The following is a 23753-nucleotide window of genomic DNA, read 5'->3' on the forward strand; positions in this document are numbered from 1 at the left end:
TCATACCTCGACTTTCGCGAGCCGCACGTAGACCACTCCCAGGACGAGCACGATCGCCAGGAGGATCATCGACGCGGCGCTGCCGATGCCGACCTGCGAGAACTGCAGCGCGCGCTCGTAGATGTAGATGGCGGCCAGGCGGGTCTGTCCGCCCGGACCGCCCTGGGTGAGGAAGTACACGAGCCCGAACACGCCGACCGTGCTGATCGTGGTCAGTAGGAGGTAGAGGAAGACCGGCCCGCGGATGAGCGGCAGCGTGACGTACCGGAAGACCTGCAATGCGCGCGCTCCGTCGATCCTCGCCGCCTCGATGAGCTCGACCGGGACGTCTTCGAGTGCCGCCTGGAACATGATCATCGCGAAGGCGATGCCCCGCCAGATGTTGACCGTGATGATCGACACCATCGGCACCACCTGCAGCCAGTCCGTCGGCCCGGCGCCGAAGAGCCCGGTCAGCTGGTTGAGCGTTCCCGCGCGGCCGTTCGAGAGGACGCTGGCCCACGCGAGGGACGCGACGACCTCCGGCACCACCATGGGCATCAGGATCGCTGCGCCGAAGATGCCCTTGCCGCGCACCCAGGGACGGCTGAGCAGGATGGCCGCCACCATGCCGAGCACCGTCTGCCCGATGATCGCCGAGTACAGGACGAACTGGCCCGTGTGCCCCAGGGACGACAGGAAATCCGCGCTCGTCAGCAGGTACGAGTAGTTGTCGAGGCCGACGAACTTCGGGTCGCGGGCGGCGAAGCCGGTGAGCTGCGTGTTGGTGAAGCTGAGGTAGATCCCGTAGCCGGCGGGCACCACGATGAACAGCAGGATGAGGGCGACTGCGGGTCCGAGCAGGATGAGCAGCAGCGGCCAGGAGCGGCGCCGACCGCGCCGCCGCGGCGACGGCGACCGGAGGGTCGCCGTCGCCGCGACGGGTGCGTCGATGGACGAGGTCACTACTTCACCAGGTTCGGACCGAGCAGGTCGGTGGCATCCTTGACGAACGCCTCGTAGGCCTGCTTGCCGTCGGCCTTGCCGTTGAGGATGAGCTCGGTCGAGGTGGCGATCGCCTGGGCGATCTGGTCGGATCCGTCTCCCGTCGGGACGTACACGCTGGTTGCGAGGTCCTTGCCCGCCTGCAGCAGCTTGGGCTCGTCCGCGTACGGCTTGACGTCGGCGAGGTCGTCGCGCGGGGCGGCCGCGCCCGAGGCGACCAGCTGATCCGCGAGCGGCGTTCCGCTGGAGAGGTACTGGGCGAGCAGCATGGCCTCGTCCTTGTGCTGCGACTTGGCCGGGGTGGCGTAGCCGAAGCCGAGGCCGCTCCACCCGAACGGCTTGTCGCCGCTGCGGAGAGCCGGGTACTGCCAGGTGTCGACCTTCGTGGTGAGGTCCGGGATGGGCGTTGCGCCCTCGGGGCCCCAGTCGTACTTCCAGCCCCAGGTGCCCTGCGCCGCGACCTGGATCTTGCCCGCGGGGAACTTGACGTACTTGGTCGGCTCCCAGGGGTTGGGGTTCTCCAGGTCCTGCACGGGCAGCAGGCCCTTGCTGTAGAGCGTGCTGTAGAGGTCGAAGACGGCGGGGAACCCGCTGCTCTTGAGGTCCCACTTGCCCGTCTTCAGGCTGTAGTAGTCCTTGTCGGTGCCGCCGAGGATCGGCTGGAACCCCTCGTTCCAGGCGCCGCCGCCCCACGCCGTGCCGGCCGGCAGAACGATGGGCGTGTCACCCGTCTTCTCCTTGACCTGCTCGAGGCGAGCGATGAGGTCGTCCCAGGTCTTGGGCTGGCTGGTGTCGATTCCGAGCGAGGTGAGGATGTCCTTGCGGTAGAAGAGGTTCTGCACCCCGGTGTCGTGCACGAGGGCGTAGATGTGCCCGTCCTGACGCACCATCGCCTTCTTGAATTGCGGGTAGTAGTGCTTCCAGCCGTCCCACTTGTCGAGATAGTCGTCGATCGGCGCGAGGTAGCCCGCGCCGGCGAAGCCGGGCACCAGGCTGTCGCCCAGGTCGATGAGGTCGGGCGCCTGGCCCGCGATGAGCTGCTGGGTGATCTTGGTCTTGAACTGGTCGTCCGTCAGCACATCGGCCACCAGCTTGACCTTGATGTCCTTGCCCTGCTTCTTCATCGCGGCCTCGAAGCCGGGGAGCAGTTTCTTGATCGAGTCGATCCGGGTCTGCTGGAACTCCATGACCGAGATCGTCACGGGGCCACCGGTGCTGGTGCTGCCGCCCGGGGAGCAGGCGCTGAGCCCGCCGACCGCCACCATGGCGACGGCGAGAGCGGCGATCACGCGAGTGCGCTTCATTGCGTTGCCTCTCCTGCTTGCCCCGTTGGCTACTTTGCCTATTCGATGGGACAAACCTTGGTCCGAATGTTAGGACATATACGAGCACACCGTCAAGAGAAGCTTGTTCACGACGTCTCCGCGATGCGGTGGCTGCCCTGCCGCATGACTCTACTCGATAGACTAATCAGCGAGTGCGGCAACGGATGCCGCCGGCCGGGGCCGAACGAGAGGGGACGGCATGCTTCGGGGCACCAACCTCCCCCGCCTGGGCGACTACAACCAGGCGGTCATCCTCGACCTGATCCGACGGGACCCGGGGACCAGCAGGGCCGACCTCCAGCGCAGCTCCGGCCTGGCCTCGCAGACCGTCTCGAACATCGCGCGGCGCCTCCTCGATGCCGGCATGATCCGCGAGAGCGAGCCCACCGAGGTCGTGCGCGGCCGGCCGAGCATCCCGCTGACCGTCAACGCCGACGGCGCCTTCTCGGTCGGCGTCCATGTCGACCCGGCGCTCCTCACCCTCGTCCTCGTCGATGTCGCGGGCCAGGTGCGCCACCGGCAGCAGCTGCGCATGCCGCAGACCGCCAGCCCCCACGAGCTGACCTCCCTCATCGCCGTCAGCACCGGGCGCCTCATCCGCGAGTTCGGGGTCGATCGCGAGAAGGTCCTCGGGCTCGGCATCGCGGTCCCCGGCCCGCTCGACGTGCAGACCGGCGTCGTCCTCCGCCCGCCGCAGCTGCCGACGTGGCGCGACGTCCATCTGCGGGCGGACCTGCACGACGCGACGGGGATGCCCGTGCTGCTCGACAAGGACGTGACGGCGGCGGCGACGGCCGAGCTGCGCACGTCGGCCAGCTCCGACTTCCTCTTCGTCTACCTGGGCTCGGGAGTGGGCGCCGCCGTCGTCATCGGAGGGCAGGTGCTCCGCGGCGACAGCAACAACATCGGGGAGATCGGCGACATCCTCGTCGATCCGGCCGCCGAGGACCTCGGCTGGGGCGGTCGGCGCGGAGGCCTCGCAGCCGCGTGCGTGCCGGAGGCCCTCGTGATCCAGGCCGCCCAGGCGGGGCTCCTCCCGCTCCCGGATCTGCACGACTACCTGGCGCTGGACGACGCGTGCACCACACTGTCCGAACTCGCGGCGAACGGGGATGCGACAGCGTCCCAGCTCCTGGAGCGTGCCGCCCGCCGGGTCGCCGTCGGGATCGGCGTGCTGGTGAACTTCCTCGATGTGCCGCGCGTGGTGCTCGGCGGACCGACCTGGAAGCGGCTGAGCGGAGCGTTCCTCCCGGTCCTCGAGGACGCCGTGCGCGCCGAGCTCATCGTCCCGCGCGACTCCCTCGCCGTCGTCGGCTCCACCCTAAGCGAGCAGATCGCGGCGCAGGGCGCGGCCGAGCTGGTGATGGACCACTTCCTCGCGCCGCACGCGAGCGTCCTGCTCATGGAGTGACTATGTTCTCTTGTCAGGACATAGTAGGGTGGGCCGCGTGAGCCAGGAATCGACGGGCAGCGACTACGACGTGCTGACGATGGGCCGGGTCGGCGTCGACCTCTACCCGCTGCAGGACGGCGTCGGGCTGGAAGACGTCACGACGTTCGGCAAGTACCTCGGCGGGAGCGCCGCCAATGTGGCCGTCGCCGCCGCCCGGCACGGCCGATCCGCCGCGCTGATCTCGGCGACGGGCGACGATCCGTTCGGCCGCTATGTGCACCGCGAACTCCGGCGCCTCGGGGTCTCGGACGCGTTCGTCGGCGTCGCGCCTGCGCTGCCGACCCCGGTGACCTTCTGCGAGATCTTCCCCCCGGACGACTTCCCGATCTACTTCTACCGCAAGCCGAAGGCGCCGGATCTGACCGTGACGGCGGAAGCGCTGGACCTCGACGCGGTCTCGCGGGCGCGCGTGTTCTGGGCGACGGTCACGGGGCTGAGCGAAGAACCGAGCCGGAGCGCCCACCACCGCGCGTGGCAGGCGAGGGACCGTGCCGGGTTCACCATCCTCGACCTGGACTACCGCGAGGTCTTCTGGGACTCGGCAGAGCACGCATCCGCGGAGATCGAGCGCGCTCTCCCTCACATCACCATCGCCGTGGGCAACCGCGAGGAATGCGCGGTCGCGGTCGGCGAGACCGACCCGAGGCGCGCCGCCGATGCGCTTCTCGAACGGGGAGTCGAGCTCGCGATCGTGAAGCAGGGGCCGAAGGGGGTGCTGGCCAGGACCGCGACCGAAACGGTCGAGGTGCCGCCGTTCCCGGTGGAGGTGGTCAACGGCCTCGGGGCGGGCGACGGATTCGGCGGCGCGCTCTGCCACGGGCTCCTCGAAGGGTGGCCCCTCGAGCGCATCCTGAGTTTCGCCAACGTCGCCGGGGCGATCGTCGCCTCCCGGCGCGAGTGCTCGACCGCCATGCCGACCACGTCGGAAGTGGACGCCCTCCTCGTCGGGGGCGCGCATGCTGCGCTCTGAGAGCCGCGCGGCCGTCGAGACCCGCAGGCTGGACGAAGCCGACTTCGCCGAACTGCGCCGCAAGCGGGCGGAAGAGCCGGGGTGCCTGCGCAGCATCCTGGCGTCGCGGCAGCGTCGGCCGCTGATCCGGGACGACGGCCGCCTCTTCATCGTGGCAGCCGACCATCCGGCCCGCGGCGCGCTCGGCATCCGCGGCGACGAGCTCGCGATGGCCGACCGCTACGACCTGCTCGATCGCCTCGCGACCGCCCTGAGCCGGCCGGGTGTCGACGGGGTGCTCGGCACACCCGACATCATCGACGATCTCGCGTTGCTCGGCCTCCTCGACGACAAGATCGTGGTGGGCTCGATGAACCGCGGCGGCCTCCGCCACGCGGTGTTCGAGATGGACGACCGGTTCACCGCCTACGACGTCGCCGGCATCGTGCGGGATCGGCTGGACTTCGCCAAGACCCTCCTGCGCATCAACCTCGGCGATGCCGGTTCCGTCGCCACCATCGAGGCGAACGCGCGCGCCGTCGACGACGCGGCCGCCGCGCAGGTGCCGATCATGCTGGAGCCGTTCATCAGCGACTGGGTGAACGGGCGGGTGGTCAACGACCTCAGCACCGACGCCGTGATCCGGTCCATCGCGATCGCCGGCGGGCTGGGGACGACCTCCGTCTACACCTGGCTGAAGCTTCCCGTCGTGCCCGACATGGAGCGCGTCATGGCCACGACGACACTCCCCACCCTGCTGCTCGGCGGGGAGGCGAGAGCGGGAGAAGACGAGGTGTTCGAGCTCTGGGAGGGCGCCCTGCGCCTTCCGGGCGTGCGGGGGCTGGTCGCGGGACGGAGCCTGATCTACCCCTCCGACGGCGACGTGGCCTCGGCCGTCGACCGGGCCGCAGCACTCGTCCATGCTCCCGGCCGGGCCATCCTCAGGCCATGACACAGCCTCACGCCATGACACAGCCTCACGCCATCACCCATCCTCACGCCAGGACACAGCGGAACGAATGGTTCTTCCCCCGCGGCCGCCTCGCCCGGGGCGCCTGGGAGTCGGTCGTCGACTCCCGCATCCCCGGATGGCGGCACACCGGGCTTCGGATCGCGGACCTGGCGGAGGGGGACGCGGCGTCCCTCGAAGCGGATGCGGTGGAGCGGCTGGTCATCCCGCTGGCAGGCCGCTTCACGGTGACGCACGACGGCGGATCGACCCAGCTCGCCGGCCGGCCCTCGGTGTTCGCGGGCCCGACCGATGTGCTCTACCTCGGGACGCAGACCGCCGCGTCGGTCAGCGGCGTCGGCCGCGTGGCCGTCGCCGAGGCGCCCGCGTCGGTCTTCCACCCCGCGCAGCACATCCGTCGCGACGACGTGCCCGTTGAACTGCGCGGGGCCGGAGCCAGCAGCCGCCAGGTGCACAACGTCGGGACGCCGGACATCCTCGACGCCGATCGCTTCATCGTGTGCGAGGTCATCACCCCGTCCGGGAACTGGTCGTCGTATCCGCCGCACAAGCACGACGCCCGCAGCGAGAGCGAATCCCGGCTCGAGGAGATCTACTACTTCGAGAGCGCGCTCTCGCGGTCCATCGCGGACGCCTCCGCTCCGCAGGAGGCGGACCCGTTCGGCTACCTGCGGACCTCCTCGTCCGAAGCCGGAGACATCGACACGCTCGCCGAGGTGCGCACCGGCGACATCGGCCTCGTGCCGTACGGCTGGCACGGACCCTGTGTCGCCGCGCCCGGCTACGACCTGTACTACCTGAACGTCATGGCGGGACCGGACCCCGAGCGCGTCTGGAACATCAGCGACCACCCCGCGCACGCCTGGGTCCGCACGACGTGGGAGAGCCAGGACACCGATCCGCGACTCCCCTATCTGCCGACGACCGATCGAAGTGGAGAGCACCGATGACGACCAGAAGGATGACCGTCAGCCAGGCCCTCGTGGAGTTCCTCTCCCGCCAGTGGACGGTGGACGGCGACCACCGGGAGCGGACGATCGCCGGGACGTTCGGCATCTTCGGGCACGGCAACGTCGCCGGGATCGGACAGGCCCTCCTGCAGCTGGAGCGTGAGCACCCCGGTCTGATGCCGTATCACCAGGCGCGCAACGAACAGGCCATGGTCCACCAGTCGGTGGGCTACGCCCGGATGCGCCGCCGGCTCGGCACCATGGCGAGCGCGGCATCCGTCGGCCCGGGAGCCGCCAACATGCTGACCGGCGCGGCGCTGGCGACGGCCAATCGCCTCCCGGCCCTCCTCCTCCCGAGCGACACCTTCGCCACCCGCGTCGCCGATCCGGTGCTGCAGCAGCTGGAGCTGCCGCACGATCCCGGCATCTCGGTCAACGACGCATTCCGCCCGCTGTCCCGGTTCTTCGACCGGGTCCAGCGGCCCGAGCAGCTCTACTCGATCGCCCTCCAGGCCATGCGGGTGCTGACCGACCCGGCCGAGACCGGTGCGGTGACGATCGCGCTGCCGGAGGACGTGCAGGCGGAGGCGCTGGATGTCCCGCTCGAGTTCCTGCAGGAACGCGAATGGCACCTCCGCCGGCCGCTCCCCGAGCGCGGGGCGCTGGACCGCGCCGTCCGCGCCATCCGCGCCGCGTCCCGGCCGCTGATCGTCGCGGGCGGCGGCGTGCTGTACTCCGGAGCGGAGGATGCGCTCCGAGCGTTGGCGGAGGCGACCGGCATCCCAGTGGGGACGACGCAGGCGGGCGGCGGCTCCCTCGCCTGGGACCACCCGCAGTACCTCGGCGGCGTCGGCGCCACCGGCACGACTCCGGCCAACCGCGCGGCGGCGGCCGCGGACGTGGTGATCGGGGTCGGCACCAGGTACAGCGATTTCACCACCGCCAGCCGCAGCGCCTTCCAGAATCCCGACGTGGTCTTCGTCAACATCAACGTCGCCGCGTTCGACGCGTACAAGCACGGGTCGCAGCTCCCCGTCGTCGCCGATGCGCGGGAGGCGCTGGTCGCGCTCCGCGCAGAACTCGACGGATACCGGGTCGACGACGATGTCGCGGACGAGCTCCGACGCCTCCTGGCCGAATGGAACACCACGGTCGACGCTGCGTTCCGCGGCTCGGGTGCCGACCTGCCCGGCCAGCCGGAGATCATCGGCGCCGTCCAGGCGGCCACCGACCCGCGCGACGTCGTCGTGCAGGCCGCCGGTTCGCTCCCCGGCGACCTGCACAAGCTGTGGCGGGTGCGGGATCCGCTCGGCTACCACGTCGAGTACGCCTTCTCCTGCATGGGCTACGAGATCGCGGGCGGCCTCGGGGTGAAGCGCGCGGCGCCCGACCGCGATGTCGTCGTCCTGGTCGGGGACGGCTCCTACCTGATGCTCCACACTGAGCTGGTCACGGCCGTCGCCGAGGGCATCAAGATCATCGTCGTCCTCGTGCAGAACCACGGGTACGCGTCGATCGGGCACCTGAGCGAGACGGTCGGCTCGGAGCGATACGGGACGCGCTTCCGCCGGCAGAGCCCGCAGGGCGACCTCGACGGCGAGGTCCTCCCCGTCGACCTGGCGGCCAACGCCCGCAGCTACGGGGTCGACGTCATCGCGGTGGAGCCCGGCCCGGACGCCGTCGGCCGGCTCCGGGCGGCCGTGTCGCAGGCCAAGGCGTCGAAGAGGACGACGCTCATCCACATCGACAGCGACCCTCTGGCCTACGCACCCGACGGGGAGGGATGGTGGGACGTCCCCGTCGCGGCGACATCGACGTCGGAGACCACCCGCGCGGCGCGGGAGGCGTACGAGCAGCAGCGCACACGCCAGCGCCCGCTGCTGGGCTGAGCAGACCGGCGCTGGTCAGCGGTTGACCAGGGTCACCTCGAACGAATACCGGTCGGGGCGGTAGCAGTGCTGACCGAACTCGACAGCGCGACCGGAGTTGTCGAAGACCGTCCGCGACATGGTCAGCACGGCGCTTCCCCGCCGGATGCCGAGCAGGGCCGCCTCCTCCGCCGTCGCCTCGCGAGCCCCGATGCGCTGGTTGGCGACGCGCATGGTGACTCCTCGCGCGCGCAGGAGCTGGTAGAGACCGTGGCCGGCGAGGTCCCCCTCGGCGAGGTCGGAGAACTCGGTGGGCAGTGTGTTCTCGAGGATGGCGATCGGCACGCCGTCGGCCAGGCGCAGACGCCTCAGATGGAGGGTGGCACTGCCGGGTGCGATGTCCAGGATGGCGGCGGCGTGCGCGTCCGCGGGGACGACGGCGCAGTCCAGGATCCTCGTCTCCGGCGTCTGTCCCGAGCTCTCGAGGTCTTCGTAGAGGCTGCTCAGCTCCACGTTGCGCGTCACCCGGCCGTGGACGACCTGCGTGCCCACCCCGCGACGGCGGACCAGCAGCCCCTTGTCGACGAGCTCCTGGATGGCGCGCCGGATCGTGGGGCGCGACAGGCCGAGCCGGAGACCCAGCGCCACCTCGTTCTCCAGCCGGGCGCCGGCGGGAAGCGTCCCCTCGGTGATCGCCTTCTCGAGCCGGCTCGCGACCTGGTAGTACATCGGCACCGGGCCGGAACGCTCCAGGTCGAGGAAGAGGTCAGCAGGCAGCGGATGCTCTGCTTGGACCATCTGCGCCTCCGGGCCGCTCGAAGAATGTGCTGACAATGACGCTTCGTATTGTGGCAGACCGGCGGCACGCTCCGCGCTCGACTCGACCGCGCGGTGCCCGCGCCTAGCTCCGGCGCGGCTTGCGCGGCGGCCGGTCGTCGCGCTGCCGGTCGTCGCGCGGCCCGGCGTCCCGGCGTCCTCCGCTTCCGCGGTCGGGGCGGAGCTGGATCAGCTTCCCGCCGATCCGCGTCCCCGTCAGGCGGGACAAGGTCTCGGCGGGCAGGTCGGCCGGGAGTTCGACGATGCTGAACTCGGGCATGATCCGGATGTGGCCGAAGTCCTCGCGGCTCAGACCGCCCTCGTTGGCGAGCGCACCGACGATCTGGCGCGGCTCCACCTTCTGGCGCTTCCCGACCTCGAGGCGGTACGGCGCCATGCGGGTGTCGTTCCGCACGCGTCGGGCCGGGCGCTCGCCCCGCGCGCCGGATGCCGCCCGGTCGCCGCGGTCGCCGCGCGAGTCGCGCTCCACGGGCTGGGACAGTTCGTCGCGCGCACTGAGGAGCAGCGGCTCGTCGCCCTGCGCGACGACGGCGAGCGCCGCCGCGACGTCCGCCTCCGGCACGTCGTGGTGCTCGACATAGTGCCCGATGATGTCGCGGAAGCGCGAGATGCGCTCCTCCTGCGCGAGTGCCTGCGTGATCGCGTCGTCGAAGCGGGCGAGGCGGGTCACGTTGACGTCGTCGACGCTGGGAAGCTGCATCTGCGTGAGCGGCTGGCGGGTGGCCTTCTCGATCGCCGTGAGGAGCCGGCGCTCGCGCGGCGTGACGAAGCTGATGGCCGCGCCGCTCCGGCCGGCGCGGCCCGTGCGGCCGATCCGGTGCACGTACGACTCGGTGTCGACGGGGATGTCGAAGTTGACCACGTGGCTGATGCGTTCGACGTCCAGGCCGCGCGCGGCCACATCCGTCGCCACCAGGATGTCGAGCTTGCCGGACTTGAGCTGATCGACGGTCCGCTCCCGCTGGGCCTGCGCGACGTCGCCGTTGATCGCGGCGGCGGAGTACCCGCGGGCGCGCAACCGCTCGGCGAGCGTCTCCGTCTCGTTCTTGGTGCGGACGAAGACGATCATCCCCTCGAAGTTCTCGACCTCGAGGATGCGGGTGAGCGCGTCCACCTTCTGCGCGTAGGAGACGACGAGGTAGCGCTGCGTGGTGTTGGCCGAGGTCGTCGTCTTCGATTTGACGGTGATCTCTTCCGGGTCGTGCAGGTACTTCTTGGAGATCCGGCGGATCTGCGCGGGCATGGTCGCCGAGAAGAGGGCGACCTGCTTGTCGTCGGGGGTGTCGGCGAGGATGGTCTCCACATCCTCGGCGAACCCCATCTTCAGCATCTCGTCGGCCTCGTCCAGCACCAGGTAGCGCAGCTCCGAGAGGTCAAGCGTGCCCTTCTCCAGGTGGTCCATGATGCGGCCGGGCGTGCCGACCACGATGTGGACGCCCCGGCGCAGCGCGGAGAGCTGCACCCCGTAGCCCTGCCCGCCGTACACCGGCAGCAGGTGCACGCCCTTCATGTGGGTCGCGTAGCTCTCGAAGGCCTCGGCGACCTGCAGGGCCAGCTCGCGGGTGGGCGCCAGCACGAGCGCCTGCGGGCTCTTCTGCGACAGGTCGAGGCGGGAGAGGATGGGCAGCGCGAACGCGGCCGTCTTGCCGGTGCCGGTCTGGGCGAGCCCGACGACGTCGCGGCCCTCCAGCAGCAGGGGGATGGTCGCCGCCTGGATGGCGGACGGCGTCTCGTAGCCGACGTCTGCGAGGGCCTTCAGGACGGCGCCGTCCAGCCCCAGCGAGGAGAAGGTCGGTACGTCGGCGGTCTCAGCGTCGCTGTTCGCGGAATCTGGCGTGGTCACTCGATTCACGGTAGTCCCCGCAGAGGGTGGCGTGTTGCCGAAGTGCGAACAGGACCGCAGATCGGACCGCCGTAGACGCTGTCCACCGGGAGTGCGATGCTGTCGAGGTGAAGCTGCTGCTGACATCCGGCGGTGTGACCAACGCCAGCATCCGCGCGGAGCTCGACCGCCAGCTCGGCAAGCCCGTCTCTGCGTGCCATGCGCTCGCGATCCCGACCGCACAGTGGGGTCACCCGCTGTGCGGGCCGGACTCGGCGCGCCGGTTCGTCGCGGCGGGGAGTGATCGCGACCTGACGGGATTGGGATGGGCGTCGGTCGGCCTGCTCGAGCTGACGGCGCTTCCCAGCATCCCGGCCGAGCGGTGGACGTCGTGGATCCGCGACGCGGACGCCCTTCTCGTGGATGGCGGGGACGCGACCTACCTCGCGCACTGGATGCGGGAGTCCGGCCTGGCCGACCTGCTGCCGACGCTCGACGACACGGTGTGGGTCGGGATCAGCGCAGGAAGCATGGCGATGACGCCCCGGATCGGCCACGACTTCGTCGAGTGGGCGGGTGCGGCCGACGACTCGACGCTCGGCATCGTCGACTTCGCGATCTACCCGCACTTGGACGTCTTCCCGTCGAACACCGTCGCTCACGCCGAGCGGTGGGTCGAGGACGTCGGGCTGCCCGCGTACGTGATCGACGACGAGACCGCGATCGCGATCGGCGACGACGGGATCCCCCACGTGATCTCCGAAGGCCGGTGGATCGAACTCCGCCCAGGGCAGCATCGCACCGCATCGCACCGCTGATCGCTAGGGCATTCCCAGGTGCCTTCCATGCCGCGTAAGAATCCGCCAAGAATGCGTCGGGAGTCTGGAGGTACGGATCGAAACGGAGGTGCACGATGGCCGCATTGGCACGAGGGAAGCGGATCGTCGCTTGGCTGACCGGGCTCGTCGGAGTGGGCAGTCTGATGGCGACCGGGGTCGTCTCGGGTGTGCTGCTCGGAGCGACGCACACGGCAGCCGGACAGAGCGGCACGTCGTCGACGAACTCTCCCACGCAGACCACGCCGTCGCAGGCGCCCTCGGAGGACTCCGGCGAATCCGGCGAGTCCGACGACTCCGCACAGCCCGCCGCACCCCAGCCGGCCGCACCGGCGGCCCCGGCCCCCGTTCAGCCGAGCCAGGGAGGGCAGAGCAGTGGCACATCCTCCGGCTCCTGAGCTGACCGCCGCCCGCACCGAGTGGGCGGTGTGGAGCACGACCGCGGCCCTGGTGGTCGAGCGCGCCGAGCGGCTCGGGGAGGCCAGGGCGATCGCCGAGCGCGTCCTCGCCGAGGTCGGCGCCGCCTGCAGCCGGTTCGACGCCGGCTCGGAGCTCTCGCGGGTGTCCGCGGACCCGCGCATCGAACGGGGCGTCGAGGTGTCGCCGCTGCTGGCGTCGCTCGTCGCGACCGCGCTCCAGGCTGCCGCGGAGACCGGCGGAAGCGTCGACCCGACGATCGGCGGCGACCTCGACCGCTGGGGCTACGACCGCGACATCGCGCTCCTCGGGGCCGCACCGGCGGCGGCACCCGCGGCACCCGTGACGGTGTCCGTGGTGCGCAGGGAGGCAGGATGGCGCGCCGTCCGGCTCGACGGACGGGTCCTCTCGATCCCGGCCGGGGTGCGTCTGGACCTCGGGGCGACGGCGAAAGCCCGGGCGGCCGACCTCATCGCGGAACGGGTGAGCTCCGAACTCGACACAGGCGTCCTCGTCTCGCTGGGCGGCGACATCGCCACCGGCGGCGCCACGGCGGACGGCGGCTGGGAGGTCCTGGTGCAGGACCTCCCCGCCGATCCCGCGCAGCAGGTGTTCCTGCCCGACGGCGCGGCCATGGCCACCTCCAGCACGCAGAAGCGCCGGTGGCTGCACGACGGCCGGGTGCACCAGCACATCCTCGACCCCGCCTTCGGCACCCCGGTGGTGCCTGCCTGGCGCTCGGTCACGGTCGCCGCCGCGACCTGCGTGCGCGCCAACACCCTGAGCACCGCCGCGGTCGTGCGCGGGACGGCGGCCCGGACCTGGCTCGCCGAGCAGGCCGCGGCCGCCCGGCTCGTGGACCTGGCCGGGCGCGTCGTCACGCTCGGGGCGTGGCCGGATCCCGCCGTCCCTGACACCGCGGCGGCGGGAGGCCGACCGTGAACGAGGTGATGTGGGCTTTCGGACGCGCGAGCGGCGTGATCTCGCTGCTGCTGTTCACCGCGACACTGGTGCTGGGCATCGTCACCCGCTCGGGCCGCCCGCTGCCGGGGATGCCGCGGTTCTCGGTCTCCCTCGTGCACAGGAACGTGTCGCTGCTCGCGGTGGTCTTCCTGGTGCTCCATGTCGGGACGCTGATGCTCGACTCGTACGCGAAGCTCGGGCCGATCGACGTGGTGGTGCCCTTCCTCGGCTCCTTCAAGCCGTTCTGGCAGGGCCTCGGGACCGTGGCGTTCGACCTGGTCCTGGCGATCGTCCTCACCGGGCTGCTGCGCCGCAGGATCGGCCAGCGCGCATTCCGTTTCGTCCACTGGTTCACCTACGCGATGTGGCCCATCGCCGTGCTGCACGCGATCGGGAACGGGACCAACGGCACCAGCGGCTGGTTCCTCGCCCTGGCCGGCGGCTGCGCCGTCCTGGTCGCCGCCGCTGTCGTCTGGCGGCTGTCCGCGCGCTTCGTCGAGCATTCCGGCACCCGCCGCGTCGCCGAGGCCTATCGAGAGGGGACACGATGACCATGACCGGCGACTCCGCCACGGAGACCCTCACCCGGGCGCCGTCGGGGACCCGTCGTCTGCTCGCCGCGGGAGCCGAGGCGTCCTTCGAGACCCACGTGCGCACCTTCGGCGCGCTTCCGGCGCGCGACTCGGCCGCGCTGCTCGCTGAACTCGAGGCCTCCGGGCTCGCCGGGCGCGGCGGCGCCGCGTTCCCGACCTGGCGCAAGCTCGCCGCTGCGGCCGCTGCCGGCTCCCGCCGCCGCGGGCAGGCGCCGATCGTCATCGCGAACGGGTCGGAGGGCGAACCGCTCAGCTGGAAGGACCAGGTGCTCCTCCAGAACGCCCCGCACCTCGTCCTGGACGGGATGCTCACCGCGGCGCGCGCGATCGGCGCGCGCAGCCTCATCCTCTATTCCGGCTCGGAGTCGATCGGCGCGGTCGAGCGCGCGATCGCCGAACGTCCCGACGCACGGGGCATCGAGGTCGTCGAGGCGGCCGACAGCTTCATCGCGGGCGAGGCGAGCGCCGTCGTCCACGCCATCGAGAGCGGCGACCCGCGGCCGATCGACCGCACCGCCCACCTGACCGACTCCGGGCTGCGGGGGCGACCGACGCTCGTCCAGAACGTGGAGACGCTGGCGCACCTCGGACTGATCGCGCGCTACGGCGGCGACTGGTTCCGCAGCGTGGGGTCGAGGAAGGAGCCGGGGACGCGCCTCGTCACGGTCACCGGCGACGTCCCCCGCTCCGGCGTGTTCGAGGTCGCCACCGACGCGACCCTGCTCGATGTGCTGGACGTGGTCCAGCTGGACGCGCGGAGGGCGTCGGCCGCGCTGGTCGGCGGCTATCACGGAGCGTGGATCCCCGCCTCCTCCTTCGACGTGCGGATGACCCCGGGCGAGCTCGGCCGGTTCGGCGCGCAGCCGGGCGCCGGCATCATCCACGTCATCGGAGCCCAGCGCTGCGGGCTGGATGCGACCGCCGAGATCGTCGAGTATCTCGCCGGGCAGACGGCGCGCCAGTGCGGGCCGTGCATGTTCGGGCTGCCCACGATGGCGGAGCGGTTCTCGGCCTTGGCGCACGGTGAGGCGGCGGTGGAGAACGCCCGCGAACTGCTGCGGCTCTCCGATCTGATCGTCGGGCGCGGCGGCTGCCACCACCCGGACGGGACGGTCCGGCTGATCCGCAGCGCGCTCGACGTGTTCCACGCCGACGTGGACGCCCACGCCCGCGGCCTCTGCACGAGGAGCCCGCGATGACCGGCCCCGCCTCGCCGTCGCTGCACATCGACTGGACCCGCTGCGACGGCCGCGGGCTCTGCGCCGAGATCCTGGAGCGCGCCATCGGCCGCGACGACTGGGGCTATCCCGTCGCGCTGCGCGGAGCGCCGGAAGGCCGCACCGATGTGCCGCTGCGCGCCGACGAGCTCGACGACGCCGAGGAGGCCGTCGCTCTGTGCCCGGTCGCCGCGCTCCGGCTCTCCGGCCCGCGGATGCGCTGACGCGGGCACCCAGGCCTCAGCCGTCTGGTGAGCCGCGGGCCGCATCCCGCGACGGGAGCTCGCCGGCCAGGGTGCGAAGCCGGTCGAAAGCCTCGTCCACGGCCGCATCGAGATCGCCGCCATCGGCGAACCACCCGCGCAGAGCGACCCTGAGCGCATCCATCCCCACCCGGGCTGCCAAGAGAGCCGTGTACGCGGTGGCACCGCGCTGCTCGAGGATGCTCCCGACCAGGTCGACGAGTGCGGCCGCCTTGGCGTATTCGCGTTCACGAAGAGCAGGCGCGGCCTGGATGATCGGTGCGCGCAGTTCCGCGAGAGCGCGGTTCCTCTCCAGGAGCGGGACGACGCGGTGGAAAGCCTGTCTCAGTGCGGGCAACGGCTCGACATCCGCCGGCACGGCGGCCAGCGCCTCGACGGTGACGTCGCGCAGCTCCTGCTCGCCGGCGAAGAGGACCTCGCGCTTGTCGGGGAAATGCCTGAAGTAGGTGCGCTCCGTGACGCCGGCGCGAGCAGCGATCTCCGCGGTCGTCGTCCGCTCATAGCCGCGCTCGGCGAACAGCTCCAGCGCCGCTTCTTCCAGTCGCCTCCGCACGACTCGTCCGTCCCGTGGCATGGAAGGAGGGTACCAGGGTTGCGTCAGTAGCTGACGATACGTAGAGTCAGGGACTGTCGGAACAGCGGACGTCGCTGTTCCCGTGGCAGATGAGCGGAGTACCCATGACCCGACAGATGCGGCGCGCAGGAACCCTCGATCTCGACGGGACGAGCCTGTCCTACGACGACAACGCCGGCACCGGTCCGACCATCGTCGGGGCCCACGGGCTCACCATGTCGAGGGCCGCCGAGGATGCCGGCGGCTACTTCGACTGGTCGGCCATCACCACGGCCGGCCGGCGCCTCGTGCGATACGACGCCCGCGGTCACGGTCGATCCACAGGCCGGCCCGCTCCTGCGGACTATGGCTGGCCACGGCTGGCCGACGACCTTCTGGCGCTTCTCGACACCGTCTCGCCGGATGAGCCCGTCGACGCCTTCGGCGTGTCGATGGGAGTCGGCACGATCCTCCACGCCGTGATCAAGCGGCCGGACCGGTTCAGGCGCCTCGCCCTGGTCATCCCGCCCACCGCGTGGGAGACCCGGGCGGCACAGGCGGTGACCTATCAGCAGATCGCCGCTCTCGTCCGCGAACACGGCGTCGCCGCGCTGGCCGCTTCCTCCGCTTCCCTCCCCCCTCTGCCCATCCTCGAAGCAGGCGGCTGGAATCCGGCCGCTCCCGATATCGACGAGAGCATCATCGCCGACGTCATGCTGGGAGCATCGGACACCGACTTCCCCACCCCTGAGGCGATCTCCACCATCCAGCAGCCCGTCCTCCTGCGCCCCTGGACCGGCGACCCGAGCCATCCGGTGGCGACCGCCGAACGGCTGCACGAACTCCTCCCGGACTCGGTGCTCGAGATCCAGCGCACTCCGGACGATGTCCGTGCGCTCGGGGCTCGGATCCTGACCGCCTTCAGCTGACACCTCCCCGGCGGTCGACTGCTCACCCGAGGGGTTCGGCGGACCCGGCCTCGGCCTTCAGCCGGAGGCCGGCGAGGAGGAGGTCGAGTCCGGCGGCGAACTGTTCGCGGTCGCTGTGCCGCTCGAACTCGTCGACGATGTGGTGGATGAACGGGTAAGCCGTCGCGTCGAGCGCTCGCCACTCGCCCGTGATCTTCGCCAGGTACTGCTCGCGCGTGACCTCGCCGGACACGACGACGGCGGGAGGCTCCTGCCCGAGGTCGGCGGCCGTCCCGATGACGAATCCGACGACGGCCGAGGTCGCGTGGAACACCTGCCGCGGCGTGAGCCCAAGACGCATGACCTCCTCGCCGATGCGTTCATAGAGCTGCAGCGAGTGGATCTGCAGTTCGGTGTCGCGCAGCACGTAGGCGCCGAGCCACGGGCGGTCGACGATGGTGTCGAACATCGCGATGGCGATCGTGCGGAGGTCGTCGATCGCGTCGTCCGAGCCGACGTCGGCGATCTGCTCGAAGATGCCGCCGAGCACCGAGTCGGCGGCGAGATCCAGCAGCTCGTCCCGGCCAGAGACGTACCAGTAGACGCTCGCGACGCCTCCGCCGAGCCGTGCCGCCAGGGCCCGGATGGTCAGTCCTTGGACTCCGGACTCATCGAGGATCTCGACAGCCCCGGCCAGCACCGAATCCAGCGAGTGGGATGCGCGCGTTCGGGTGCGCGGCTGCCGCGCCCGACCAGTACTTTCGGTCCCCTGCTCTGCCATGGCTCCATCCCATCACGCGATCCCGTCGAGGACCCGCTTGCAGCATATCGAACATTGTTCTATTCTATCGAACGGTGTTCGACCATCGAACACCGTTCGATTCATTCGTCCCGATCGACCTGACCCCTTTGGAAGCCGCCATGAGCACACCCGCCGCCGGAAGAGCCCGCACGTACACATCCATGAAGGCCGCGTGGATCCCCCTCGCCGCGCTGTGCCTGGCATTCTTCGTCGAGATGGTCGACAACACACTGCTGTCGATCGCGCTGCCGACGATCGGACGCGACCTCGGCGGCGACACGACGTCGCTCCAATGGGTCACGGGGGCCTACTCGCTGACGTTCGGCGGTCTGCTGCTGACCGCCGGCTCCATCGCGGACCGCTTCGGCCGCCGGCGGGTGCTGCAGATCGGTCTCGGCCTCTTCGGCGTCATCAGCCTCGCCGTGGTGCTCGTGAGCACCACGGTCGAGCTGATCGCCCTGCGGGCCGCGCTGGGGATCGCCGCCGCCGCGATGGCTCCCATCACCAACTCGCTGGTCTTCCGGCTCTTCGACGACGAGAAGCTCCGAATGCGCGCCATCACGCTGATGATGGTCGTGGGGATGTCCGGGTTCGTCCTCGGCCCGCTCCTCGGCGGCACGATGCTCGCCCACCTCCCCTGGCAGTGGCTGCTGCTGGTGAACGCGCCCATCGCCCTCATCGCCTGCGTCGGCGTGCGCTTGGGAGTGCCGGCCGACACCGCAGACGGCCTCACCCGTGATCGCTTGGACCTTCCGGGCACGGCGCTCAGCGTCCTCACGATCGGCCTCGCCTGCTACACGTTGACCAGCGGCATCCAGAACGGCTGGACGTCGCCGATCACGATCGGCGTGGCTGCCGGTGCGGTGGCATCCCTCGTGCTCTTCATCGCGCGGGAGCGCACCGCCCGGTCCCCCATGCTCGACCTGACCCTGTTCCGCCGCGGCACGGTGCGCGGTGCCGCGATCGCCCAGATCGGCACCTCGGTCGCCATGGCCGGGGTGATGTTCTCACTGATCCTGCACTTCCAGTACGCGTGGGGCTGGTCGCCGCTGGTGGCCGGGCTCGCCAACCTCCCCATCATCCTCACGATGATCTTCGCCACCCCCCTCACAGAGTGGCTCGTCCGCCGTCTCGGCCACCGCTTCGCCTGTCTCGTCGGTGCGGGACTCCTGGCGGCGGGCCTCGGGCTCATGGCGTGGGCGGTGGAGCAGAACTACGTGGCGATCGCGGTCGCGATGGTCGTCATGACGATCGGGCTGCGGACCGTGATGACCATCTGCGCGGTCGCCCTCGTCGGCGCGATGCCCGAGAACCGCACCTCCATGGGCGCAGCGCTGAACGACGCCGCCCAGGAGGTCGGGACGAGCGTCGGAACGGCCGTCGTCGGAACCCTCATCGCCGCGCTCGTCACCACCGTGCTCCCCACCGGAACCTGGAGCTCCACCCTGGTGGCGTCCTTCTTCCACGGCGAGCAGCTCACCTTCATCGTCATCGCCGTCGCTGTCGGACTCATCTCGGGGATCGGGGCTCTGACCCTCACGAACGCCCGCACCGTGGACGAGCACGCCCCCGCGGACGAGCCTCAGAGCGAGGCGACGTCGGTGAACCGCGTCAGCGCCGGTGGTCCCGCCAAGTAGTCGCCGAGTCCGGAAGCGCCGGGCCCGGCCCGCCACGCGCGGTAGGCGTCATCGTGCTCGAGCGACTCCCAGCGCTCGACCGCGACCACGTGCGCGGGGTCGGTGACATCCGTGACGACCTGCACGCCGAGGCAGCCGTCGAACGCCCGCGTGTCCGCGAGGATGTCGAGCAGCGCGCGCGGCCCGTCCTCGAGGTGGTCGGCAGCGAAGCGCAGGTCGAGGAGGGAGGTGACAGTCATGCGGGCGACGCTAGCACCACGACGTGGGGCGCGGTCGCAGGTCGGCCAGGGAGCTGACCACCGTCACGTACCTCTTGCGGCTCGCCGTCCCACGGTCGTCGATTGGATGCGCCGTGGGCAGACCCGTGAATCCGAGCCGCCAACGCGCCTCGGGCACGCATTGCTTCGAAGTCGCGCATGTCGACCAGGTTGGATGGGCGTACTCGCCGCCGAGGACGAATGGCACCTTCGGAACCAGCCGATAGCCCGCCCGCAGCGCTCCGTATTCCTCCTGCCATGCGTGAGCCAGCGGATGGCAGGTCAGCAGGGAGCAGTCTCCTAGGACGTTAGCCGCCCACTCTTCGAGCGATTCAGCGATGACGACCGGCTCCGCCGTTTCGCGTTCAAAGGAAACGACGTCAGAGCCGGCCAGGCCGGACTGCCCACCGAAAATATCCTCCGCGAAGAAGGTCAACCCGCTTCTGCTGCGGAGTAACTCGACCGATTCCATTGACCCGTCAAGTTCGGCGAGGCGTGCGTCCGGGTCATTTTCTGTGAACTCTTCTATCGGGTATCAGTGCCTGCGCTGCCGCTTTGCCAGCGACTCGACCACCGCGGCGGCGGCCACGAATAACACCCAGACGACCCAGGCGATCGGTGAGCCGAAGAAAATGACCGCCTGATGACCACGTTTGAAGGAGGGGCTCTTCCAGGTCGGGTGATACAGTTCGCGCGTGAAGCCGCGCGTCATTCTCGTCCTACTCGTGGCGATTGCGACGCTCGCATGTCTGCTGACTGGGTGCGCACAGGCGGGGAGATGCTCCCAAGCGGTGAGTGTGGCGCCAGACGTGGCCGCCGATCTGTCGGAGTGGTTCAGAAACAACCCCGGCTCGAGCGTACAAATCTGCGCGAACGACGCGTGCAAGATCTCGACTCGAGGCAGCTCCGAAACGTCGTCCAGAGTGACGTTCACGGCCGATACCTCAGCGCCGCCATCGGGAACACAGCCAACAAGTGTCGAAGTGCATGTGGTCGCAACGAGGGGTAACACAGTCCTCGCAGATCAATCGATCGAACTCCGCACCCAAGACGATGTATGCGGCCAGCGGTCCGTCGCGTTCCGAATGGACAGCTCCGGTCTTCTATCACAAGGGTGATCTCTGAAGGTTCATACAGAGACCGTTTTAGGCCATATACAACGAGAATCCCAGGGATATACCGTCCGTTCTATGGTGAACAGAATGTTGGGCGGGGGGATGACATTCGTTGTCGTCGTGGCCCTAGGACTAGGCATTACAGGCGCTAGCGCAGCACCGACGGCTCGTCATCTGGAGGCGCCGGGGTGCGAGGGCGTGACGGTGAACGCACCGCCACCGGGCGGCGATCAACTATCCGTGACAGACGCCGGGATGGCCGGTGCATCGCCGCTTCTAGAGAAGGCAAACGCGGCTCACGTAAAATGGGCCACCAACGTCTCCTGCACGGCGGTAGGCAAACGCGACCACCGCAGTAAGCCAGCCCCTCTTCACAGTCCCAAGACCACAACGAGTCCGTCGTCAACCCTGGGGTCTTCGACCAATTGGTCGGGGTACGACACGGATGCATCGACTGCTTATTACGCACAGATGGAGTGGTATCAGCCCACGGTAAGCAATCCAAGCGGCGCAAGCGACTCCTATTCCTGCATCTGGCCGGGTATCGGCGGAGAGAACGGTGGCGTGCTCGTCCAGGCGGGCACTGAGGCTGACCGGCATTCGTATCTTCCCGGACAGACCGACTACTTCTGGTACGAAGTCGTAACCTCGAACTCGTCGGTCCAGACACGCGTCAACGGCGTTTCGGTGACGGCCGGCGATGACGTCGGCGCAGCGGTGAGTTACAACCAGTCCGCCGGCACCGTGTCTTTTACCGTGGTCAACTTCACTGCCGGCACTTCGGCTAACTTCAGCGTTGCTACACCGCACCCCAGTGGCACCGCTGAGTGGATCGTCGAACGCACTGAGATCAATGGCAACCTGACGTTTCCGTACCTTGCCAACTTCGGAACCGCTCGCGTTATCGCCGCGTACTACAACATCCAGGGGAACGGCGCGGCACGGACGCCCCAACAGGGCGGTGCCCAACCGATCACGATGTACAGCCAGCGAGCGGGCAGCGCCGTGCTGTCCAGCCCGAACCCTCTTGGAGCGAACAACGCTCCGCAATTCACTGTCACCTGGCATTCGCCAGGCATCTAGCGAAGCGACTGGGTGGCTGGCTAAGCCAGCCACCCAGTCGCCGCTCTACCATCCCGCGTAATTGAGCCCCGGACGTATCACCGGCGTGACCTTGTCCGCGCGAGTGAATCCCCACACTGAGTAGTCCTCCGAGTGGCACCCGTGAGCGCTGACAATGGGGAGAGACTCCAGCACGACCTTTACCGGCCGGCAATGTAGCGGAGGGTGGACCCGATGTACGCGGCGGACTCCGACTTCGAGATCTGCATCTCCCACCGGAACCCTGACGCCGTAGCCAGAAGAACTTCCCCATAGAGGACGATCGGTAGCGCAGGGTTGTTCGCGAACCGACGATCAGGGCCGCCGCCCTTGTTCACGTACTGCCAGGTGGACCCGACCTGTTTCGTGTCCCGGAGAACCGGTCCGGCCGACTCGATGAACCGTGTGGTTGAGTCCGTCACCTGCAAATTGGTGTAGCCAACGTCGGTGAACTCCTTGCCCTGTTTCACCAGCACACGGTCGGGCAGAAAGTAGAGGGTAGTCTGCCCTGCCGTCCACGATGGGACGGCTACGTTCGTCACCAGCTGCTTCGGTGCTTTCGCCCCGACGGTAACCGGTTCCCGCCGCACGAGGTTCGACGCTCCCGCGTTCACTTTGTGCTGGTAGCCGGCGCCGACTGCACCGGATTGGGTGATGCGCCACCGGCCGGCGAGCCCGCGGAGGTGTTCGTCCGCGTCGACGAGCGCTTGGAACCGGGCGGCGGCTTCATCGTTGACGTCGTAGAAAACAACAACGGACTGGCGGGCCCGGTCGCGGAGCGCCAACCACCACACCCCGGGGATGGCGAGCACCCAGAGGATCCACCCGAATGGCATGATGAACGCCCCGACGACGGACGCTGCCAACGCCACCCACCAGGCGATGCCGTGACGGTTCGAGGCTTCACGGAGTTGCCGGACCACGTCGTCTGGCCCGGTCGGTTCCAGCTCCTGGACGTCTGCCCCGGTCACGTCCTCCATCAACACAGCGGACGCCGAGAACATCGTCGGTGACGCAGGCTGCACCGGTTGCGTCGCCCGGACGGGAACACGGCCGTTCAGGCTGGCGCGGTAGTAGACACCGCCGGCGCCCATGTGAACGTAGTTGCCGCGTGGACCCGAACCGACCCGGAACCCAGGCACGCCAGCGCTGACTCCGAGGCCCGACTTCGAGAGGTTGAACCGGAACGGTCCCGCCTTCAAGCTCTTGCGGATGTAGAACCCCACCTGCTCTCCCCTGTCGATCTGGATTCATCTTGGCAGCGCCAACCGGCGCTTGACCCTGTGGTCACCCGAATTGGGGGCCGGCCACCGTGGTCAGTCTCCGCTGTGCTACGCGGGGAGCGTGGCGGTAACGTTGCCTCCGGCGCTCCCAGCCTGAGATTGCACTTCGGTCTCCGACGATGTTTCGTCGATGAGTTTCAGCGCGGGCGCCTCAACGATCCCCTGGACGATGGCTTGAACGATGAACGTCAACGCAGGTAGGGCGATCGTTGTCCCCAACCACCCGGTCAGCAGATAGAACGAGTGGAAGAGGCCCCCAGTGTTGAACTTCTCCGGGATCAACGGCCCGAATAACACCCACACAGCCATCAGCCAGCGGTGGCCGACGATCAGCGGAACGCGGAACTCACGCGCTATTCGGCGTGCCCGAAAGCACGTCCGCGACACTACTCTGCTCTCGGGTCGGCGCCAGCATGTCCGAACCGGGCAGATCCGGTTCAGGATCAAGATCACCGGCTCGCTGAAAGCCAACGAGATCGCGGAAGTGGCCCGAAAACCCACAAGACCGCCCGGCAAAAGCTGGGCGGTTCTCTTATTGGCGGAACCTCAGATCAGTTGGTTGGGCAACCTTAGATGGCGGAGACGGAGGGATTTGAACCCTGACGGTGCTCCTTAATTGGCCTCCCAATCCCCGGAAAACCGCGAAATTC

Annotated in this window: 25 protein-coding genes; 14 read left to right on the forward strand and 11 right to left on the reverse strand. The window is 69.4% G+C overall.

Annotated features, from left to right (window positions below; all coding sequences use genetic code 11):
- Together BJ963_RS19550 and BJ963_RS13270 are read right to left on the reverse strand one after the other, a co-directional pair.
- A complete protein-coding gene (locus tag BJ963_RS19550; protein WP_218857083.1) occupies positions 1–945 on the reverse strand; it encodes an ABC transporter permease subunit in 945 nt (314 codons plus the stop codon).
- Complete coding sequence (locus BJ963_RS13270) at positions 945–2288, reverse strand: ABC transporter substrate-binding protein (RefSeq protein ID WP_179457142.1); 1344 nt, start codon at positions 2286–2288, stop codon at positions 945–947. Before BJ963_RS13270 ends, BJ963_RS19550 begins: the two co-directional genes overlap by 1 nt.
- Before the next feature lie 220 nt (positions 2289–2508).
- Here BJ963_RS13270 and BJ963_RS13275 point away from each other — a divergent pair, with 220 nt between their 5' ends.
- The 5 genes from BJ963_RS13275 to iolD are packed head-to-tail and all read left to right on the forward strand — an operon-like array spanning position 2509 to position 8520.
- Positions 2509–3720: an ROK family transcriptional regulator gene (locus tag BJ963_RS13275; RefSeq protein WP_089907145.1), complete on the forward strand. Its 1212-nt coding sequence runs from the start codon at positions 2509–2511 to the stop codon at positions 3718–3720.
- 37 nt (positions 3721–3757) lie between these two features.
- The gene (iolC, locus tag BJ963_RS13280) at positions 3758–4732 is read left to right on the forward strand and encodes a 5-dehydro-2-deoxygluconokinase (protein ID WP_343037280.1); all 975 of its coding nucleotides are present in this window, start codon (positions 3758–3760) and stop codon (positions 4730–4732) included.
- Positions 4719–5663 carry a Cgl0159 family (beta/alpha)8-fold protein gene (locus tag BJ963_RS13285; protein ID WP_179457143.1) on the forward strand — a complete coding sequence of 315 codons (945 nt, stop codon included), beginning with the start codon at positions 4719–4721 and terminating at the stop codon, positions 5661–5663. Before iolC ends, BJ963_RS13285 begins: the two co-directional genes overlap by 14 nt.
- Before the next feature lie 14 nt (positions 5664–5677).
- The gene (iolB, locus tag BJ963_RS13290) at positions 5678–6631 is read left to right on the forward strand and encodes a 5-deoxy-glucuronate isomerase (RefSeq protein WP_179457144.1); all 954 of its coding nucleotides are present in this window, start codon (positions 5678–5680) and stop codon (positions 6629–6631) included.
- Complete coding sequence (iolD, locus tag BJ963_RS13295; RefSeq protein WP_179457145.1) at positions 6628–8520, forward strand: 3D-(3,5/4)-trihydroxycyclohexane-1,2-dione acylhydrolase (decyclizing); 1893 nt, start codon at positions 6628–6630, stop codon at positions 8518–8520. Before iolB ends, iolD begins: the two co-directional genes overlap by 4 nt.
- Positions 8521–8535: 15 nt before the next feature.
- On the opposite strand, the gene BJ963_RS13300 is transcribed toward iolD, so the two are convergent.
- Complete coding sequence (locus BJ963_RS13300; RefSeq protein ID WP_089907138.1) at positions 8536–9297, reverse strand: GntR family transcriptional regulator; 762 nt, start codon at positions 9295–9297, stop codon at positions 8536–8538.
- Positions 9298–9400: 103 nt separating this feature from the next.
- On the reverse strand, positions 9401–11179 hold the full coding sequence (locus tag BJ963_RS13305; RefSeq protein WP_179457146.1) for a DEAD/DEAH box helicase: 1779 nt from the start codon (positions 11177–11179) through the stop codon (positions 9401–9403).
- A gap of 107 nt (positions 11180–11286) precedes the next feature.
- On the opposite strand from BJ963_RS13305, the gene BJ963_RS13310 reads away from it, so the two are divergent.
- The 6 genes from BJ963_RS13310 to BJ963_RS13335 all read left to right on the forward strand — a co-directional run bounded on the left by BJ963_RS13310 (position 11287) and on the right by BJ963_RS13335 (position 15408).
- Positions 11287–11976, forward strand: a complete 690-nt coding sequence (locus BJ963_RS13310; protein ID WP_179457147.1) for a Type 1 glutamine amidotransferase-like domain-containing protein — start codon at positions 11287–11289, stop codon at positions 11974–11976.
- A gap of 95 nt (positions 11977–12071) precedes the next feature.
- A complete protein-coding gene (locus BJ963_RS13315; RefSeq protein ID WP_179457148.1) occupies positions 12072–12392 on the forward strand; it encodes a hypothetical protein in 321 nt (106 codons plus the stop codon).
- Positions 12370–13353 carry an FAD:protein FMN transferase gene (locus tag BJ963_RS13320; protein WP_218857084.1) on the forward strand — a complete coding sequence of 328 codons (984 nt, stop codon included), beginning with the start codon at positions 12370–12372 and terminating at the stop codon, positions 13351–13353. Before BJ963_RS13315 ends, BJ963_RS13320 begins: the two co-directional genes overlap by 23 nt.
- Complete coding sequence (locus tag BJ963_RS13325; protein WP_343037281.1) at positions 13350–13925, forward strand: ferric reductase-like transmembrane domain-containing protein; 576 nt, start codon at positions 13350–13352, stop codon at positions 13923–13925. The genes BJ963_RS13320 and BJ963_RS13325 overlap by 4 nt, the downstream gene beginning before the upstream one ends.
- Complete coding sequence (locus BJ963_RS13330) at positions 13922–15166, forward strand: NADH-ubiquinone oxidoreductase-F iron-sulfur binding region domain-containing protein (protein ID WP_179457149.1); 1245 nt, start codon at positions 13922–13924, stop codon at positions 15164–15166. The genes BJ963_RS13325 and BJ963_RS13330 overlap by 4 nt, the downstream gene beginning before the upstream one ends.
- The gene (locus BJ963_RS13335; RefSeq protein WP_179457150.1) at positions 15163–15408 is read left to right on the forward strand and encodes a ferredoxin; all 246 of its coding nucleotides are present in this window, start codon (positions 15163–15165) and stop codon (positions 15406–15408) included. The genes BJ963_RS13330 and BJ963_RS13335 overlap by 4 nt, the downstream gene beginning before the upstream one ends.
- A 16-nt stretch (positions 15409–15424) precedes the next feature.
- Here the strand turns inward: BJ963_RS13335 and BJ963_RS13340 are convergent, their stop codons facing one another.
- Positions 15425–16021 carry a TetR/AcrR family transcriptional regulator gene (locus tag BJ963_RS13340; protein ID WP_179457151.1) on the reverse strand — a complete coding sequence of 199 codons (597 nt, stop codon included), beginning with the start codon at positions 16019–16021 and terminating at the stop codon, positions 15425–15427.
- 104 nt (positions 16022–16125) lie between these two features.
- On the opposite strand from BJ963_RS13340, the gene BJ963_RS13345 reads away from it, so the two are divergent.
- The gene (locus BJ963_RS13345; RefSeq protein WP_179457152.1) at positions 16126–16929 is read left to right on the forward strand and encodes an alpha/beta fold hydrolase; all 804 of its coding nucleotides are present in this window, start codon (positions 16126–16128) and stop codon (positions 16927–16929) included.
- 22 nt (positions 16930–16951) lie between these two features.
- Here BJ963_RS13345 and BJ963_RS13350 read toward each other — a convergent pair whose 3' ends face one another.
- Entirely contained in the window at positions 16952–17689 is a 738-nt protein-coding gene (locus BJ963_RS13350; protein WP_179457153.1) for a TetR/AcrR family transcriptional regulator, read from the reverse strand.
- A gap of 140 nt (positions 17690–17829) precedes the next feature.
- On the opposite strand from BJ963_RS13350, the gene BJ963_RS13355 reads away from it, so the two are divergent.
- Entirely contained in the window at positions 17830–19347 is a 1518-nt protein-coding gene (locus BJ963_RS13355) for an MFS transporter (RefSeq protein WP_179457154.1), read from the forward strand.
- Here the strand turns inward: BJ963_RS13355 and BJ963_RS13360 are convergent.
- The 3 genes from BJ963_RS13360 to BJ963_RS13370 all read right to left on the reverse strand — a co-directional run bounded on the left by BJ963_RS13360 (position 19293) and on the right by BJ963_RS13370 (position 20316).
- Positions 19293–19586 (reverse strand): putative quinol monooxygenase, encoded by a 294-nt coding sequence (locus BJ963_RS13360; RefSeq protein ID WP_089907121.1) that lies wholly within the window; start codon positions 19584–19586, stop codon positions 19293–19295. The two genes, BJ963_RS13355 and BJ963_RS13360, sit on opposite strands and share 55 nt — an antisense overlap.
- Positions 19587–19596: 10 nt before the next feature.
- The gene (locus BJ963_RS13365) at positions 19597–20040 is read right to left on the reverse strand and encodes a hypothetical protein (RefSeq protein WP_179457155.1); all 444 of its coding nucleotides are present in this window, start codon (positions 20038–20040) and stop codon (positions 19597–19599) included.
- A 99-nt stretch (positions 20041–20139) separates the two neighbouring features.
- Positions 20140–20316 (reverse strand): hypothetical protein, encoded by a 177-nt coding sequence (locus BJ963_RS13370; protein WP_179457156.1) that lies wholly within the window; start codon positions 20314–20316, stop codon positions 20140–20142.
- Positions 20317–21190: 874 nt separating this feature from the next.
- On the opposite strand from BJ963_RS13370, the gene BJ963_RS13375 reads away from it, so the two are divergent.
- Positions 21191–21802 (forward strand): G1 family glutamic endopeptidase, encoded by a 612-nt coding sequence (locus tag BJ963_RS13375; protein ID WP_179457157.1) that lies wholly within the window; start codon positions 21191–21193, stop codon positions 21800–21802.
- A 179-nt stretch (positions 21803–21981) separates the two neighbouring features.
- Here the strand turns inward: BJ963_RS13375 and BJ963_RS13380 are convergent, their stop codons facing one another.
- Positions 21982–23046: a DUF4236 domain-containing protein gene (locus BJ963_RS13380; RefSeq protein ID WP_179457158.1), complete on the reverse strand. Its 1065-nt coding sequence runs from the start codon at positions 23044–23046 to the stop codon at positions 21982–21984.
- 105 nt (positions 23047–23151) lie between these two features.
- Positions 23152–23490 (reverse strand): hypothetical protein, encoded by a 339-nt coding sequence (locus BJ963_RS13385; RefSeq protein ID WP_218857085.1) that lies wholly within the window; start codon positions 23488–23490, stop codon positions 23152–23154.
- Positions 23491–23753 lie beyond the last annotated feature (263 nt).

The sequence above is a fragment of the Leifsonia soli genome (assembly GCF_013408745.1).
GTDB lineage: Bacteria > Actinomycetota > Actinomycetes > Actinomycetales > Microbacteriaceae > Leifsonia > Leifsonia soli.